General features: G+C 70.2%; 12 protein-coding genes. 5 read left to right on the top strand and 7 right to left on the bottom strand.

The window, feature by feature from the left end:
• Positions 1-103 precede the first annotated feature (103 nt).
• From KUM49_RS13790 to KUM49_RS13800, 3 genes are all read right to left on the bottom strand, one after another.
• Entirely contained in the window at positions 104-2,044 is a 1,941-nt protein-coding gene (locus tag KUM49_RS13790) for a protease pro-enzyme activation domain-containing protein (protein ID WP_217237101.1), read from the bottom strand.
• Between the two features lie 136 nt (positions 2,045-2,180).
• Positions 2,181-2,798, bottom strand: coding sequence for a DUF305 domain-containing protein (locus tag KUM49_RS13795; RefSeq protein WP_217237102.1), 618 nt, complete (start codon positions 2,796-2,798; stop codon positions 2,181-2,183).
• Positions 2,795-3,457 (bottom strand): DUF3105 domain-containing protein, encoded by a 663-nt coding sequence (locus KUM49_RS13800; protein ID WP_217237103.1) that lies wholly within the window; start codon positions 3,455-3,457, stop codon positions 2,795-2,797. Before KUM49_RS13800 ends, KUM49_RS13795 begins: the two co-directional genes overlap by 4 nt.
• A gap of 364 nt (positions 3,458-3,821) precedes the next feature.
• On the opposite strand from KUM49_RS13800, the gene KUM49_RS13805 reads away from it, so the two are divergent.
• On the top strand, positions 3,822-5,183 hold the full coding sequence (locus KUM49_RS13805; RefSeq protein WP_217237104.1) for a glutamine synthetase family protein: 1,362 nt from the start codon (positions 3,822-3,824) through the stop codon (positions 5,181-5,183).
• 91 nt (positions 5,184-5,274) lie between these two features.
• On the opposite strand, the gene KUM49_RS13810 is transcribed toward KUM49_RS13805, so the two are convergent.
• Together KUM49_RS13810 and KUM49_RS13815 are read right to left on the bottom strand one after the other, a co-directional pair.
• Entirely contained in the window at positions 5,275-5,715 is a 441-nt protein-coding gene (locus KUM49_RS13810; RefSeq protein WP_217237105.1) for a VOC family protein, read from the bottom strand.
• Between the two features lie 43 nt (positions 5,716-5,758).
• Positions 5,759-6,283, bottom strand: a complete 525-nt coding sequence (locus KUM49_RS13815; RefSeq protein ID WP_217237106.1) for a pyridoxamine 5'-phosphate oxidase family protein — start codon at positions 6,281-6,283, stop codon at positions 5,759-5,761.
• Positions 6,284-6,513: 230 nt separating this feature from the next.
• Here KUM49_RS13815 and KUM49_RS13820 point away from each other — a divergent pair, with 230 nt between their 5' ends.
• On the top strand, positions 6,514-9,510 hold the full coding sequence (locus KUM49_RS13820) for a bifunctional [glutamine synthetase] adenylyltransferase/[glutamine synthetase]-adenylyl-L-tyrosine phosphorylase (RefSeq protein WP_217237107.1): 2,997 nt from the start codon (positions 6,514-6,516) through the stop codon (positions 9,508-9,510).
• A gap of 942 nt (positions 9,511-10,452) precedes the next feature.
• Here the strand turns inward: KUM49_RS13820 and KUM49_RS13825 are convergent.
• Together KUM49_RS13825 and KUM49_RS13830 are read right to left on the bottom strand one after the other, a co-directional pair.
• Positions 10,453-11,307, bottom strand: a complete 855-nt coding sequence (locus KUM49_RS13825) for a phosphatase PAP2 family protein (RefSeq protein WP_217237108.1) — start codon at positions 11,305-11,307, stop codon at positions 10,453-10,455.
• A gap of 168 nt (positions 11,308-11,475) precedes the next feature.
• Positions 11,476-12,510, bottom strand: coding sequence for a LacI family DNA-binding transcriptional regulator (locus KUM49_RS13830; RefSeq protein WP_217237109.1), 1,035 nt, complete (start codon positions 12,508-12,510; stop codon positions 11,476-11,478).
• A gap of 437 nt (positions 12,511-12,947) precedes the next feature.
• Between KUM49_RS13830 and KUM49_RS13835 the strand changes: the two genes are divergently transcribed.
• The 3 genes from KUM49_RS13835 (at position 12,948) to KUM49_RS13845 (ending at position 16,273) form a co-directional block, all read left to right on the top strand.
• Entirely contained in the window at positions 12,948-14,216 is a 1,269-nt protein-coding gene (locus tag KUM49_RS13835) for an extracellular solute-binding protein (protein ID WP_217237110.1), read from the top strand.
• A gap of 127 nt (positions 14,217-14,343) precedes the next feature.
• A complete protein-coding gene (locus KUM49_RS13840) occupies positions 14,344-15,348 on the top strand; it encodes a carbohydrate ABC transporter permease (RefSeq protein ID WP_217237111.1) in 1,005 nt (334 codons plus the stop codon).
• Positions 15,349-15,361: 13 nt separating this feature from the next.
• On the top strand, positions 15,362-16,273 hold the full coding sequence (locus KUM49_RS13845) for a sugar ABC transporter permease (protein WP_217237112.1): 912 nt from the start codon (positions 15,362-15,364) through the stop codon (positions 16,271-16,273).
• Positions 16,274-16,297 lie beyond the last annotated feature (24 nt).

Consider the following 16,297-nt stretch of genomic DNA (forward strand, 5'->3'; position numbering starts at 1 on the left):
CTCGCCCGCAGGCGCCGCCTGCGTCGAAGGGCCCGGACAGGAAAGCGCCCGCCTCCCGACGAACTTTGTCGGGAAGCGGGCGCGCCGTGCTGCCCCGCCGTGGTCAGCGGCGGCGGTACGACTCCACGTAGCCGCCCGCCGGTGTTCCCACGCCGGTGACGTCGTCGTAGCCCTTCACGGCCTGGAGCGAGCTGTCGGCGCCGAGGGTGCGCACCGAGGTGAGGAGACCGCCCGAGTCGTCGAAGCTGTTGGCGTAGTCGACGCGGGCCACCGCGAGACCGGAGCCCGTGGGGTTGTCCGTGACGTCGTGGTAGGCCTTCGTCCCGTACTTCGCGTAGATCGACGGGTTGGCGAAACCGATCGCCTTGCCGCCGCGCGCCTGCTGGGCGAGGGCCTGGACGGCCGCGATGACCGGCGCGGCCAGCGAGGTCCCGCCGAGACGGTACTCGCTGTACCGCTGCGACCCGTCCGGGAAGGTCTGCGTCTGCCCGACCTTGAAGCCGGTGTTGGGGTCGGCGATCGCCGAGATGTCCGGGACCACGCGGTTGCCGGCGGCGCTGTTGGCCGTGGCGAGCGCGGCCGGGACGACCCCCTGCTGGTAGTACGGCTCGGCGACGGTCGCGCTGGTGCCGCCGCCCGCGCCCGAGGTGAACGCGCCGGGGAAGTCGGTCCAGCTCTTGCCGTCCGCGGACAGCGTGGCCTTCTCGGTGCCCCAGCCGGTCTCCCACAGGTACTTGTCGCCCTTGCCGATGGCCAGCGAGGTGCCGCCGACCGCCGTCACCCACGCCGAGTTGGCCGGGGTGTCGACCTGCTTCGTGCCGGTGTTGGCGACCTCGTCGCCGTTGTCGCCGGAGGAGAAGTAGAAGCCGATGCCCTCGACCGCGCCGAACTGGAAGACCTGGTCGTAGGCGGCCGCGAGATCCGGCGTCTGCGCCGCCTCGATGCTGCCCCACGAGTTGGACACGATGTCGGCCAGGTGCCCGTCGACGACCTTGCTCAGCGAGTCGAGCAGGTCGTCGTCGTAGCAGGACGCGCCGCCCACGTACGTGATGTTCGCGGCGGGCGCGACCGCGTGCACGGCCTCGACATCGAGGGTCTCCTCGCCGTACCAGCCGGCCGCCCCGCACTCCTCGGTGTGGGCGTACTTCTTGGGCAGGACCTGGCGCAGCTGACCGCTGGTGTAGGCCGCGTCGCCGTGCTTCTTCGCGTAGGTGGCCGCGTCGTAGGCGATGGTCGGGGAGGCGTACGCGTCGGTGATGGCGACCCGGACCCCCTTGCCCGTGTAGCCGCCCGCGCCGTACGCGGCCCGCAGCTGCTTGCCGGTGTAGCCCTGGACGGCGTACGGGATCTTCCCGCCGTACGCGTCCGGCAGGGTGGTCGCCACGTTGGAGCCGTAGTACGAGGAGAACGGCCCGGAGTTCTTGAACACGGCGTCCGGTGGCGGCAGCGTGTCGCTGTGGGTCGCCTTGTGCGGCGCGTTGTCCAGGCCGGTGACGGTCAGGACGGCACCGTTCAGGCCGTCCGGCGCGGAGGCCGCCTTGGCGGGCGCGCGGTAGATCTTGGCGCCCTTGGCGTAGTTGTGCAGCTGGGTGCCGAAGGCCCGCTCGACGGCGGACACGTCACCGGAGACGGAGACGTAGTGCCGCGTGACACCAGTGACCTCAAGACCGGCCGACGTCAGCCAGGACTTCACCGCCGCGACCTGCGCCTCGGTCGCGCCGAAGCGGGCCTGCGCCTGCTGCGCGCCGAGGTACTTGCCGTACGACGCGGAGGACGGGTCGGACACGGCCTTCGCGTACGCGGCGAGGCCGGCGGCGTCCCGGCCCGCGAGGTAGACCCGGGCGGAGACCTGGTTGCTGTCGGCGGTCGCGCCCTTGTCGGCCTTGGCCGTGGCCCACGCGGGCTTGGTCCCGGCCAGTGTGTCCCGGCCCGGGTTGCCCGCCGCGTGCGCCGCGGGTATGCCGAGCGCCAGCGCGCCCGCGAGCATCGGCAGTGTCGCTGCCATGCTCACCCCGGCGCGCATCTTGGCGCGGTTGGATCTCATGGAACCCCCTGTGCGGTTCGTCTCGAGTGGATCACTCGACGGTGGCCACTCTGGCGACGAACCGTTCACGCCGGGGGAATGTGCATGCCAAGAAGAACTCAATTAACCTAATGACAAGGCCATTTGGAGGTTTCGCCTACGAACGCGGCTCGACGCCCCGCTCCTTGAGCATGTCCGACATCAGGTCGATCTCCGACTCCTGCGCGTTGACCATTCCCTGCGCGAGCCGCTTCTCCACGCCGACCGTGCACCGGTCGACACAGCCCTCGGCCATGTGGACCCCGCCCTGGTGATGGGCCGTCATCAGCTGAAGATAGAAGACCTCGGCCTGCTTGCCGCTCAGGGTGTCCAGCTTCTTCATCTGGGTGTTGGTCGCCATGCCCGGCATCAGCGCCCCGTCCTTGCCGGAGGGCATGCCGCCCATGTCCATCCAGGTCATCGGCGGGTCCGCCGACACCTTCGGAAGGCCCCACAGGTCGAGCCAGCCCAGCATCATGCCGCGCTGGTTGGCCTGCGTCTGCGCGATGTCGTACGCGAGACGCCGCACGTCCTCGTCGTCGGTGCGGTCGCGCACGATGTACGACATCTCGACGGCCTGCTGGTGGTGCACCGCCATGTCCCGCGCGAACCCCGCGTCCGCGGAGTCGGCGGTGGGAACCGTACTCGAACCGTCGTCCTCGGCGACGGCGTAGGTGATGGCGCCGGCCGCGACGAGCACGCCCGCCGCGGCGACCGCCACCGAGACGAGCCTCACTTCGACAGACCACCCGTGCACGCCGCGCCCGGCTCGGGCGTCTGCTTGCCCTGCACGAACTTCTCGAAGAACTTGGCGACGTTCGGGTCGTCGGCACCGGTCACCGTGCGCTGGCTCCCCCACGCGGTGAGCATGATCGGGTCGGCCTGCTTCTCGTCCGGGCTCATCAGCGTGTACGGCGTCGCCTTCACCTTCGCCGCCAGCGCCTCCACGTCCGCCTTCGCGGCCTTGCTGGTGTACGTCACCCAGACCGCGCCGTGCTCCAGGGAGTGCACGGCGTTCATGTTGTTGATCGCCTCGGTGTACACGTCGCCGTTGCAGTTCATCCAGACCTGGTTGTGGTCACCGCCGACCGGGGGCTCCGTCGAGTACTTCACGGTCTTGGTGACGTGGGTCTGGCTCAGCTTGCCCTTCCAGGTCTTCACCCCGTCCGCGCCGGTGACGAAGCTGCCGGTGTTCTTCGCGTCGACCGCGGCGCTGTCGTCGTCGGACTGCGAGTTCACGAGCACGACACCGCCGACCACGAGACCGGCGACGACCACCGCGCTGGCGGCGACGGTGAGGATCCGGTTGCGGCGCTCACGGGACTGCTCGGCGCGCCGCATCTCCTCTATTCGCGCCTTGCGGGCGGCGCTGCTGCTTTTCTTGGCGGAGCCCATGCGTGTGTCCTTCTGGGGAAAAGGTGCCGGTCGGGTTCGCTGATCGTAATGGGGGAGCTGTGCACTCTCGTAGGGAGGGCACAGGAATGGCCGAAGATCGGATACCCGGGGAAGATCGGGTACCCGGCCGACCGGCCCCGGGAGGTTGCGGGAGTCCCGGCATTACGTATGTCGGTCCGAGCAGGCAAGATGGGCGGCAGAGCAGTACACCTGCCCTACGTGAGGCGTTCACTCCGAGGTCGGCCGGACGATCAAGGTGCGCAACACTGGTGAAATGGTGTTGTGGTGGGATGCCCAGGTGCCCGACCGCCTCCCGTGGTACGGGAGACAGGCGGCCTGACCAGCAAGGATGGGGAAGCGCAAGATGGACAAGCAGCAGGAGTTCGTGCTCCGGACGTTGGAGGAGCGTGACATCCGGTTCGTACGCCTGTGGTTCACGGACGTGCTGGGCTTCCTCAAGTCCGTCGCCGTGGCCCCGGCCGAGCTGGAACAGGCCTTCGACGAGGGCATCGGCTTCGACGGCTCGGCGATCGAGGGCTTCGCCCGCGTATACGAGTCAGACATGATCGCCAAGCCCGATCCGTCGACCTTCCAGGTCCTGCCGTGGCGTGCGGAGGCCCCCGGTACCGCCCGGATGTTCTGCGACATCCTCATGCCGGACGGCTCCCCGTCCTTCGCGGACCCGAGGTACGTGCTCAAGCGCGCCCTGGCCCGCACCTCCGACCTGGGCTTCACCTTCTACACCCACCCGGAGATCGAGTTCTTCCTGCTGAAGGACAAGCCGCTGGACGGCACCCGGCCGACCCCGGCCGACAACTCCGGCTACTTCGACCACACCCCGCAGAACATCGGCATGGACTTCCGCCGCCAGGCGATCACCATGCTGGAGTCGATGGGCATCTCCGTCGAGTTCTCCCACCACGAGGGCGCCCCGGGTCAGCAGGAGATCGACCTGCGCTACGCAGACGCGCTCTCCACGGCGGACAACATCATGACGTTCCGCCTGGTCATGAAGCAGGTGGCGCTGGAGCAGGGCGTCCAGGCGACCTTCATGCCGAAGCCGTTCTCCGAGCACCCCGGCAGCGGCATGCACACGCACCTGTCCCTCTTCGAGGGCGACCGCAACGCCTTCTACGAGTCGGGCGCGGAGTACCAGCTCTCCAAGGTCGGCCGCTCCTTCATCGCGGGCCTGCTCAAGCACGCGGCGGAGATCGCCGCGGTCACCAACCAGTGGGTGAACTCCTACAAGCGCATCTGGGGCGGCTCGGAGCGCACGGCGGGCGCCGGCGGCGAGGCCCCCTCCTACATCTGCTGGGGCCACAACAACCGCTCGGCCCTGGTCCGCGTCCCGATGTACAAGCCCGGCAAGACCGGCTCGGCCCGCATCGAGGTCCGCTCCATCGACTCCGGCGCCAACCCGTACCTGGCGTACGCGATGCTCCTGGCCGCCGGCCTCAAGGGCGTCGAGGAGGGCTACGAGCTCCCGCCGGGCGCCGAGGACGACGTCTGGGCCCTCTCCGACGCCGAGCGCCGCGCGATGGGCATCGAGCCCCTGCCCCAGAACCTGGGCGAGGCGCTGACGCTGATGGAGCGGAGCGACCTGGTCGCCGAGACACTGGGCGAGCACGTGTTCGATTTCTTCCTGCGCAACAAGCGCCAGGAGTGGGAGGAGTACCGCAGCGAGGTCACGGCCTTCGAGCTGCGGAAGAACCTGCCGGTGCTGTAGCGCTGTAGGGATTCGCCGTGGGGCGCGGCGTCGTGCGGACCGTGCGGCCCGGTGGGGGCTGGTCGCGCAGTCCCCGCGCCCCTCGGCGGCGCTACTGCTGCGCGAGCTTCGCCAGTACCTGATGCAGTGGCTCCGTGACCCGGCGGCGGTACTCCTGGATCGCCCAGCCGTTGCCGTCCGGGTCCTGGAAGTACATGAAGGTCGCGCCGTCGTCGGGGGCGTACTGGACCGGCTCGGAGACCTCCAGGCCGCGTTCGACCAGCTCGGCACGGGCCGCCTTGATGTCGGTCACGCAGAGCTGGAGGCCCTGGTAGGAGCCGGGGGCGGGGCGCGGTCCCTGGGCCATCTCCCAGATGCTGTCGCCGAGGGCGATCGAGCAGCCGGAGCCCGGAGGGGTCAGCTGGACGATCCGCATGCCCGGCATCACCTCCTGGTCGATGTCCACGTGGAAGCCGACCCTGTCCCGGTAGAAGTCCCGGGCCCGGTCGATGTCGCTCACGGGCAGCGGAAGCACTTCGAGGGTGAACTCCATCGCTGGTCTCCAAGTCGCCTTTGACGGGAGGGGCAGGTGAGTGTCAGACGAACCGCCAGCGCGTCTGGCTGAACGGCTCCCCCTTACCGAAGCCGAAAACCGTGCGCGGCGCCAGCGCGAAGACGACGGCGTGCCCAGGACCGTGGTGGAAATACCCCTCCCGTACCTCGAAGCGCCAGAATTCGCCGTACTTCGTCTCCCACGCGGCGGCCAGCTCCCGCAGCCGCCCGTCGTCGGAGACGCGTACCGCCTCGCCCTCCACGACCAGGTCGTAGCCCTTGTCCCAGGTGTTGGTGCCGGTCGTCAGCACGACGTTCGGATTGTGCGCGAGGTTCTTCGCCTTGCGTTCGTCGGGCCCGGTGCAGAAGTGCAGCGCGCCGTGCGCCCACACCGCGGGCAGGGGGGTCACGTGCGGCCGCCCGTCCGGCCGCACCGTCGAGATCCAGAACAGCTCGGCCGAGGAGAGCAGCGCCTCGGCCGCGGGCCAGGAGATCGCGGTGGCGTCCTCGTCGCTGTAGCGGGGGTCGAGACGGGCCTCGGGTGCCCTCTCGGTTTCCTTGTCGGTCATCAGCAGCCCTCCAGAGGTGTCTCCTCCCAGGGTTCCCCGTGAACAACCGGAAACCCCCGGGCCACCGCGGTCGCGGGCCGCATGCCCGGCGGCACGGCCCCGGCCGTGCCCTTCGCGGCCGTCCACGGTGACAGTGACCCGCGGAAAACCCGCTCCGGCGCCCCAACGCTTCCTCCGGCCGATCCGGTTAGGCTCGTGGCCGTACGACCTTGATCCGACAGGAGGCCGGGATGACGGCGCCGGGGCGCAGAAGCAGTACCTTCACGCGGCTGCTGCGGCACGGCTTCACCGACCCCTCCGCCGCCGAGCGCCTCCTGGACGGCACGGAACTGGCGCACGTCCGGGACGACCCGGTCCTGCTGGAGTCGCTGGGCGCGACCGCCGACCCTGACCTCGCCCTGCACGGTCTGGTCCGTCTGCTGGAGGCGCAGCCCGCGCCCACCGCCCGGCGGGAACTGCTCGACACGGTGATAGCGGCCAAGCCGCTGCGCGACCGGCTGCTCGGCGTGCTCGGCGCCTCCGCCGCGCTCGCCGACCATCTCGCCCGGCATCCGGGTGACTGGCGCGCCCTCGTCATGTACGAGCCGAGCGACCTGCACCCCGGAGTGGCGGACTTCGAGCGGGGCCTCGCGGAGGCGACCGACCCCGTACTGCTGCGCGTCGCCTACCGCCGCTGCCTGCTGTCCATCGCCGCCCGTGACGTGTGCGGCACCACCGACATCGCCGAGACCGCCGCCGAGCTCGCCGACCTCGCCACCGCGACCCTGCGCGCCGCCCTCGCCATCGCCCGCGCGGCGGCGCCGGAGGACAGCGCGCTGTGCCGGCTCGCGGTCATCGCGATGGGCAAGTGCGGCGGACACGAGCTGAACTACGTCTCCGACGTCGACGTGATCTTCGTCGGCGAGGCGTGCGAGGGTGCCGACGAGGGCAAGGCCGTCAGGGCCGCCACCAAGCTCGCCTCGCACCTGATGCGGATCTGCTCGGAGACCACGATCGAGGGCTCGATCTGGCCCGTGGACGCCAACCTGCGGCCCGAGGGCAGAAACGGTCCGCTGGTGCGCACGCTCAGCAGCCACCTCGCCTACTACCAGCGCTGGGCCAAGACCTGGGAGTTCCAGGCCCTGCTCAAGGCCCGCCCGGTGGCCGGCGACCTCGACCTCGGCGCGGAGTACGTCGCCGCCCTCGAACCCCTGGTCTGGAAGGCGGCCGAGCGCGACAACTTCGTCGCCGACGTGCAGAAGATGCGCCGCCGCGTCGTCGAGAACATCCCCGTCGCCGAGATCGAACGCGAGCTGAAGCTCGGCCCCGGCGGCCTCAGGGACGTCGAGTTCGCCGTCCAGCTCCTCCAGCTGGTGCACGGGCGGGCCGACGTCTCGCTCCGCAGCGGCACCACCCTGGACGCCCTGCAGGCCCTGGCCACCGGCGGCTACGTCGGCCGCGCCGACGCCGTCCAGCTCGACGACGCCTACCGCTTCCTGCGCTCCATGGAGCACCGCATCCAGCTCTACCGGCTGCGCCGCACCCACCTCGTCCCCGAGGAGGAGGCCGACCTGCGCCGCCTCGGCCGCTCCCTCGGCCTGCGCGCCGACCCGGTCGCCGAGCTGACCCGCGAGTGGAAACGGCACACCAGCGTCGTACGACGGCTGCACGAGAAGCTGTTCTACCGCCCCCTGCTCGACGCCGTCGCCCAGCTCGCCCCCGGCGAGACCCGGTTGAGCCCCGAGGCGGCCCGGGAGCGGCTGGTCGCGCTCGGGTACGCGGACCCGGCGGCGGCGCTGCGGCACCTGGAGGCGCTGGCGTCCGGGGTCACCCGCAAAGCGGCCATCCAGCGGACGCTGCTGCCGGTGCTGCTCGGCTGGTTCGCCGACTCGGCAGACCCGGACGCCGGGCTGCTCAACTTCCGCAAGGTGTCGGACGCGCTCGGCAAGACCCCCTGGTACCTGCGGCTGCTGAGGGACGAGGGCGCCGCCGCCGAGAACCTCGCCCGGGTCCTGTCCGCCGGCCGGCTCGCCCCCGACCTGCTGATGCGCGCCCCCGAGGCGGTCGCCCTGCTCGGCGACGGCGACGCGGCCGGCCTGGAACCACGCGGCCGGGACCACCTGGAACCGGAGATCCTCGCCGCGGTCGGCCGCGCACCCGGCGCCGTGCAGGCGGTCACGGCCGCCCGCGGTGTCCGCCGCCGCGAACTGTTCCGTACGGCCGCCGCGGACATCGTCGGCTCCTACGGCACCGAGGCCCAGCCGGTCGAGGCCGACCAGGGCGCCCTCGTGGACCGGGTCGGCGGCGCGGTGTCCGACCTGACGGCGGCCACCCTCTCCGGAACGCTGCGCGCGGTGGTCCGGGACGGGTGGGGGGACACCCTGCCCACCCGGTTCGCCGTCATAGGCATGGGCCGCTTCGGCGGCCACGAACTCGGCTACGGCTCCGACGCCGACGTGCTGTTCGTGCACGAGCCGCGCGACGGCGTCGACGAACGCGAGGCCTCCGACGCGGCCAACAAGGTCGTCTCCGAGATGCGCCGCCTGCTCCAGATCCCCAGCGCCGACCCGCCGCTGCTCATCGACGCCGACCTGCGGCCGGAGGGCAAGTCCGGGCCGCTCGTGAGGACGTTGAACTCGTACGAGGCCTACTATCGCCGCTGGTCCCTCGGCTGGGAGTCGCAGGCCCTGCTGCGGGCCGAACCCGTCGCAGGGGACGAGGAGTTGGGCCGCCGCTTCATCGAGCTGATCGATCCGCTGCGGTACCCGACGGCCGGCCTCGGCGACGACGCCGTACGCGAGATCCGGCGCCTGAAGGCCCGGATGGAGTCCGAGCGGATGCCGCGCGGCGCCGACCCGAAACTGCACACCAAGCTCGGTCCCGGCGGCCTCTCCGACGTCGAGTGGACCGTGCAGCTCATCCAGATGCGGCACGGCGCGGAGGTGGCGGGCCTGCGCACGACCCGTACCCGAGCCGCCCTCGCCGCCGCCCGCACGGCCGGCCTCCTCGCCGACGAGGACGCCGCCACCCTCGACGAGGCCTGGGTCCTGGCCACCCGCGTACGCAACGCCGTGATGCTCGTCCGCGGCCGGGCCGGCGACACCTTCCCCTCGGACGCCCGCGAACTGGGCGCGGTGGGTCGCTACCTCGGCTACGGCCCCGGCCACGTGGGCGACATGCTCGACGACTACCGGCGTACGGCACGACGGGCGCGGGGCGTGGTGGACGAGCTCTTCTACGGGGCGTAGGCCTCGGACGCGGGGCCACCCACCACCGCCTCCCCTCGACCGCTCGCGGGTCACCGCTACCCCCGCCACGCCGAGCACGGCCCCGGTCGGCGGGGAGCTTGCAGGCCGTGACGCGAGCGCCACCGGCGTCGCTCACGGCAGCGTCCGGCAGCACCGGGGCGCCCCGCACTGACCGGTGCCAGGCCGTGAAGGTCAGCAGCGTCCCGGCGAACCCGGCGCGGAAGCCGGCCGCACAGCTCCACGCCCGCGAGGCCGCCGGGTCCCGGCCGAAGTCCGTCGAGAGCGATGACCATCCGACCGCGCGCAGGGCTTCGTGGCGGCCCGGCCGGGAGTCAGTCTGATCCGCGCCCCGCCGCGGCCCGCCCCTGGAGGCGTTCGACGGGGTGCTGCGGGAGGCGGCGGCGGGCTGCGGCGCTGTCCTGCACGGTCGCGCATGCCCGGAGGTGACTGGTACGCACGCCCGGCGGCCGCCGCAGCGGGCGCGGTCGCCCGCCCGCGCGCCGCCCGCCACCGACGAGCGGGGCCGGCAACCAGACCTCGGGCGAGCACGGGAGTCATCCTCGGCGAGGCGAGGCGAGGCCCGGATGGCGTGAGGCGACGGTGGCATCGGGACGCTCCGCCGCCTCGCGCTCACCCGCACCAGGCGGCGCCGAGCGCCCCTCGGACGGACGACCGACAGGACAGGGGTGTCGGGCACAGTCCCCGGCCCCCCGCCCCGGCTAGGGCCTGTCCGGCGGATCAGGTCGCAGGACCTCCGCGGCGCCTCATCGACGCAGGTGAGCGGGTCCTGGTGCGTCGAGCTGCAAGGCGGAGGAGGGCGTCGACGCGATGGGGGTCCCCCCGCTCGAGCGAAGTCGAGAGTGGGGGAGTCGGCAACCGACGACAACGCGGCAGATCGGCGTGCCAGGCCCCGCGTCTGCGGCATGATCCGCCGGACAGGCCCTAGACCTTCGTCGGAAGCAAGGGCCGTTCACGGCCCGGCACCCGCTTCGGCAGCGCGTACGGCAGCGTCCCGTACCAGAGCCGGGCCACCGCGTAGCCGAAGGCCAGGCAGAGGACGCCGCCCACCGCGTCCAGCCAGAAGTGGTTGGCGGTGGCGACGATGACCACCAGCGTGGCCGCCGGGTAGAGGAGGCCGAGGACCCGCACCCACGGGACCGACGCCAGCGCGAAGATCGTCAGGCCGCACCACAGGGACCAGCCGATGTGCATGGAAGGCATGGCGGCGTACTGGTTCGACATGTGCTTCAGGTCGCCGGAGGCCATCGAGCCCCACGTCTGGTGGACCATGACGGTGTCGACGAAGTGGCCGCCGTTCATCAGACGCGGCGGGGCCAGCGGATACAGGTAGTAACCGACCAGGGCGACGCCGGTGGTCGAGAAGAGCACGAGGCGGGCCGCGGCGTAGCGGCCGGGATGGCTGCGGAAGAGCCACACGAGCACACAGAGCGTCACCACGAAGTGCAAGGTCGCGTAGTAGTAGTTCATGCCGACGATGAGCCAAGTCACCGAGTTCACGGCGTGGTTGACGGACTCCTCGACCGCGATGCCGACGTGGTGCTCGGCCTTCCAGATCCAGTCGGCGTTGCGCAGCGCCTCGGACCGCTGCTCCGGGACCGCGTTGCGGACCAGTGAGTACGTCCAGTAACTCACGGCGATCAGCAGGATCTCGAACCAGAGTCGGGGTCGGCGCGGGGTACGCGGCCGGCGCAGGGAACCCGGCCCGGTCCCGGCCGTGACGGTCTGCGGAACGGCCTCGTCGGGCCCTTCCTGCGTCGTCACGGTCGTCTCAGTCATAGGCGCAGAGTCTGCCAGAAAAGGGATACCCCACCGATCATCCCCCGGTCGGGTCCGGGCTGCACGTCCTACACCCGGAAGACTCATGAAAACTCCTACCAGCGCACTGCCGCAGGCCGTTTGCTCCACCCTGAGAACGAGCTGGAACGAGCGTACGAGCCGTGCGTCTCAGTGGCGTCCGCGTTCCCCGGGGGCCGAGGCGGTCGAGCCGCGCACCACCAGTTCCGGCATGAACACGAACTCGCTGTGAGGGGCGGGCGTCCCGCCGATCTCCTCCAGGAGGGTGCGCACCGCCGCCTGTCCCATCGCCGGGACCGGCTTGCGGATCGTCGTCAGCGGCGGGTCGGTGAACGCGATCAGGGGGGAGTCGTCGAAGCCGACGACCGAGACGTCCTTGGGGACGTCCAGGCCGCGCTGCCGCGCCGCCCGTATCGCACCCAGCGCCATCATGTCGCTGGCACACACCACGGCCGTGCAGTCGCGGTCCATGAGCGCGGCGGCCGCCGCCTGGCCGCCTTCCAGGGTGTAGAGGGAGTGCTGGACGAACTCCTTCTCGATGGCCTCCGTGCCCAGCCCCAGCTGGTCCTGCATGGTGCGGACGAAGCCCTCGATCTTGCGCTGCACGGGCACGAACCGCTTGGGGCCGAGCGCCAGCCCGATCCTCGTGTGGCCCAGCGACACCAGGTGCGTGACGGCGAGGGTCATGGCCGCGCGGTCGTCGGGGGAGATGAACGGCGCCTGCACCTTCGGCGAGAAGCCGTCCACCAGCACGAAGGGCACGCCCTGACCGCGCAGCTGGTCGTAGCGCTGCATGTCGGCGGAGGTGTCCGCGTGCAGACCGGAGACGAAGATGATGCCGGCCACGCCCCGGTCGACGAGCATCTCCGTCAGCTCGTCCTCCGTGGAACCGCCCGGGGTCTGGGTGGCGAGCACCGGCGTGTAGCCCTGCCGCGTCAGCGCCTGGCCGATGACCTGGGCCAGCGCCGGGAATATGGGGTTCTCCAGCTCCGGGGTTATCAGGCCCACCAGGCCCTCGCTGCGCTGCCGCAGACGCACCGGGCGTTCGTAGCCCAGGACGTCGAGGGCGGCCAGCACGGACTGGCGGGTGGTGGCGGCGACGCCCGGCTTGCCGTTGAGGACGCGGCTGACGGTCGCTTCGCTCACCCCCGCCTGAGCGGCGATGTCGGCAAGCCGTGTGGTCACAGGGGTGGACTGTACCGGTCGGCCCTCGCCCTGCACACCGATCGATCGCCTTGCCCGGCCGGTTGAACGGCCCGCAGGGGGTTGCTGCCTCATCGCGGTCCCTCGTGTCCTTCGTCAGCGCCCGGTCCGCAACAGATGATCCCGCGCGGTGAAACGTGTGGCAAGAGCTTGCAGAGTCTTGCACAGCTGTCTCCGTACCCGCTGGACTGCGCGGAACCCGGGCTCCCAGGGTCTCGCGGTGGTCGACACGAGGTCACGGCGGCATAACTCTCGGCACGTCTTGCACTTTTTTGCTGCAAGCTCTTTCGGCGGTGCTTACATCGCTGTTACGTTCGGCGACGCCCGGCGACGGCAGCGGCGCAGTCGGCAAGTCGACAGGGGCGGCAGACGGGGCCGTCTTCTGTGAGTACACGGGCATTCACCCTCAAGGAGAACTCATGCGGCGTGGCATAGCGGCCACCGCGTTGATGGCGTCTTTCGCCCTCGCGGCGACGGCCTGCGGCGGTAGTGACGGCGGCGACTCGGCCGACGGTCCGGTCACCATCACCTGGTGGGACACCTCCAACGCCACCAATGAGGCGCCGACGTACCAGGCCCTGATCAAGGAGTTCGAGGCCGCTCACAAGGACGTCAAGGTCAAGTACGTCAACGTGCCCTTCGACCAGGCGCAGAACAAGTTCGACACCGCCGCCGGTTCCAAGGGCGCCCCGGACATCCTGCGCTCCGAGGTCGGCTGGACCCCCGCCTTCGCGAAGAAGGGCTACTTCCTGCCGCTGGACGGCACCGAGGCCCTCGCCGACGAGAGCAAGTTCCAGCCCAACCTGATCGAGCAGGCCAAGTACGACGGCAAGACCTACGGCGTGCCGCTGGTCACCGACACCCTCGCGCTGGTCTACAACAAGGAGCTCTTCGAGAAGGCCGGTGTCGAGGCCCCGAAGACCTGGGACGACCTGAAGAAGGCCGCCGCCACGATCAAGGACAAGACGGGCGTCGACGGCTACTGGGGCTCCACCCAGGCGTACTACGCGCAGACGTTCCTCCACGGCGAGGGCACCGACACCGTCGACGCCGCCGCCAAGAAGGTCACCGTCAACTCGGCGCCCGCCAAGAAGGGCTACGGCACCTGGCTGAGCCTGTTCGACGGCAAGGGCCTGCACAAGGCCGACACCACCGCCGACGCCTACGCCCACATCCAGGAGGCGTTCGTCAGCGGCAAGGTCGCCTCGATCATCCAGGGCCCGTGGGAGATCACCAACTTCTACAAGGGCACCGCCTTCAAGGACAGGAACAACCTCGGCATCGCCACCGTCCCGGCCGGCTCCACCGGCAAGGCGGGCGCCCCGACCGGCGGCCACAACCTCTCGGTGTACGCCGGCTCGGACTCCGCCCACCAGAAGGCGGCCCTGAAGTTCGTCAACTTCATGACCTCCGCGAAGTCCCAGGCGAGCATCGCGCTGAAGAACTCCACCCTGCCGACCCGCGACGACGCCTATACCGCCGAGGTCAAGGCCGACCCGGGCATCGCCGGCTTCCAGGGCGTCCTGCCCGCCGCCCAGCCGCGCCCCGCGCTGCCCGAGTACAGCTCCCTGTGGGGTCCGCTGGACACCGAGCTGCCGCAGATCGCCGGGGGCAAGACGTCCCTCGACAAGGGCCTGGGCACCGCGGAGACCGCGATCGCCAAGCTGGTCCCGGACTTCAGCAAGTGACCCCGAGTGGCCGCCGGATCCCCCGCGAACCGGGGGAGGGATCCGGCGGCCACCGGCCTGTGGCCAGGCCGTGCAGGCCGCGCGGACCGAAGATCTTCCAGAAGGTGTCGAAGAAGGTGTCGAAGCAATGACAGTCGCCATCGACCGCGCGACCGGCGAGCGCCGCGGTGACCGCGAGCCGAGGTCCGGGCTGGGCCGGCGCCTGCGGCGCGGCTACCAGAAGCACTGGTACGCGTACGCGATGATCGCCCCGGTGGTGGTCGTCCTCGGTGTCCTCGTGCTCTACCCCCTGGCGTACGGCCTCTACCTCACGCTCACCGACGCCAACAGCCTCAACACCGCCCGCACGATCGGCGTCAACCACATCGACGCCACCTACAAGTTCATCGGCCTCGACAACTACGCCGACATCCTGTGGGGCGACACGGCCTACGACCGCTTCTGGTCGCACTTCATCTGGACGATCGTCTGGACCGCGCTGTGCGTCACCCTGCACTACACGATCGGCCTGGGCCTCGCCCTGCTGCTCAACCAGAAGCTGCGCGGCCGCACCTTCTACCGGCTGGTCCTGATCCTGCCGTGGGCCGTGCCGACCTTCGTCACCGTCTTCGGCTGGCGGTTCATGCTCGCCGACGGCGGCATCATCAACTCCTTCCTGGACACCCTCCATCTGCCGACACCGCTGTGGCTGGAGGACACCTTCTGGCAGCGGTTCTCCGCGATCATGGTCAACACCTGGTGCGGTGTGCCGTTCATGATGCTGTCCCTGCTCGGCGGCCTGCAGTCCATCGACACCTCGCTGTACGAGGCCTCCGAGATGGACGGCGCCAACGCCTGGCAGCGCTTCAGGTACGTCACCCTGCCGGGCCTGAGGTCCGTCAGCTCCACCGTCGTCCTCCTCGGCATCATCTGGACCTTCAACCAGTTCGCGATCATCTTCCTGCTGTTCGGCAACACCGCCCCCGACGCGCAGATCCTCGTCACCTGGGCGTACTACCTCGGCTTCGGACAGCAGCCGCGCGACTTCGCGCAGTCGGCGGCCTACGGCATCCTGCTGCTGGCCATTCTGATCGTCTTCACCTCCTTCTACCGCCGCTGGCTGAACCGCAATGACCAGCAGCTCGCGATCTGAGGCAGGAGTCACCATGAGTACGACCACCGTCGAGACCTCCGCCCCGGTGAACAAGGACGGCTCCATGGCCGCCTCGCCGCGGAAGGGGACCAAGCGGGGCGAGAGCACCCCCGCCGCCCGCCTCGTCTCCCACGGCATCCTGATCGTCGCGAGCCTGATCGCGCTCTTCCCGGTCGCCTGGCTGGTCTTCCTGTCCCTCGGCCCGGACAAGGACGACTACCTGCATCCCGGGCGCATCTGGGGCAAGATGACGTTCGACAACTACACGTTCGTGCTTCAGGAGACGAAGTTCTTCGACTGGCTGCAGACCACGATGATCGTCACCCTGGGCACCACGCTCATCGGTGTCGTCATCTCCGCCACCACCGGCTACGCGGTCTCGCGCATGCGCTTCCCGGGCTACCGGAAGTTCATGTGGGTGCTGCTGGTCACACAGATGTTCCCGGTGGCCGTCCTGATGGTGCCGATGTACCAGATCCTGTCGGAACTGCAGCTCATCGACAGCTACCTTGGTCTCATCCTGGTGTACTGCACGACCACGGTCCCGTACTGCGCATGGTTGATGAAGGGCTACTTCGACACCATCCCGTTCGAGATCGACGAGGCGGGACGGGTCGACGGGCTGACCCCCTTCGGCACGTTCGCGCGACTGATCCTGCCGCTCGCCAAGCCGGGCCTGGCGGTCGCCGCCTTCTACAGCTTCCTCACCGCCTTCGGCGAGGTCGCGTTCGCCGCGACGTTCATGCTGTCCGACACGAAGTACACCTTCGCCGTCGGTCTGCAGACCTTCGTCAGCGAGCACGACGCGCAGCGCAATCTCATGGCCGCCACCGCGGTACTGATTGCCATACCCGTCTCCGCGTTCTTCTACTTCGTGCAGAAGAACCTGGTGACCGGCCTCACCGCGGGCGGCACGAAGGGCTAGCCCCTTCCGTCACGACTCCCGCGC

Source organism: Streptomyces sp. AC555_RSS877, from assembly GCF_019049245.1.
Classification (GTDB): Bacteria; Actinomycetota; Actinomycetes; order Streptomycetales; family Streptomycetaceae; genus Streptomyces.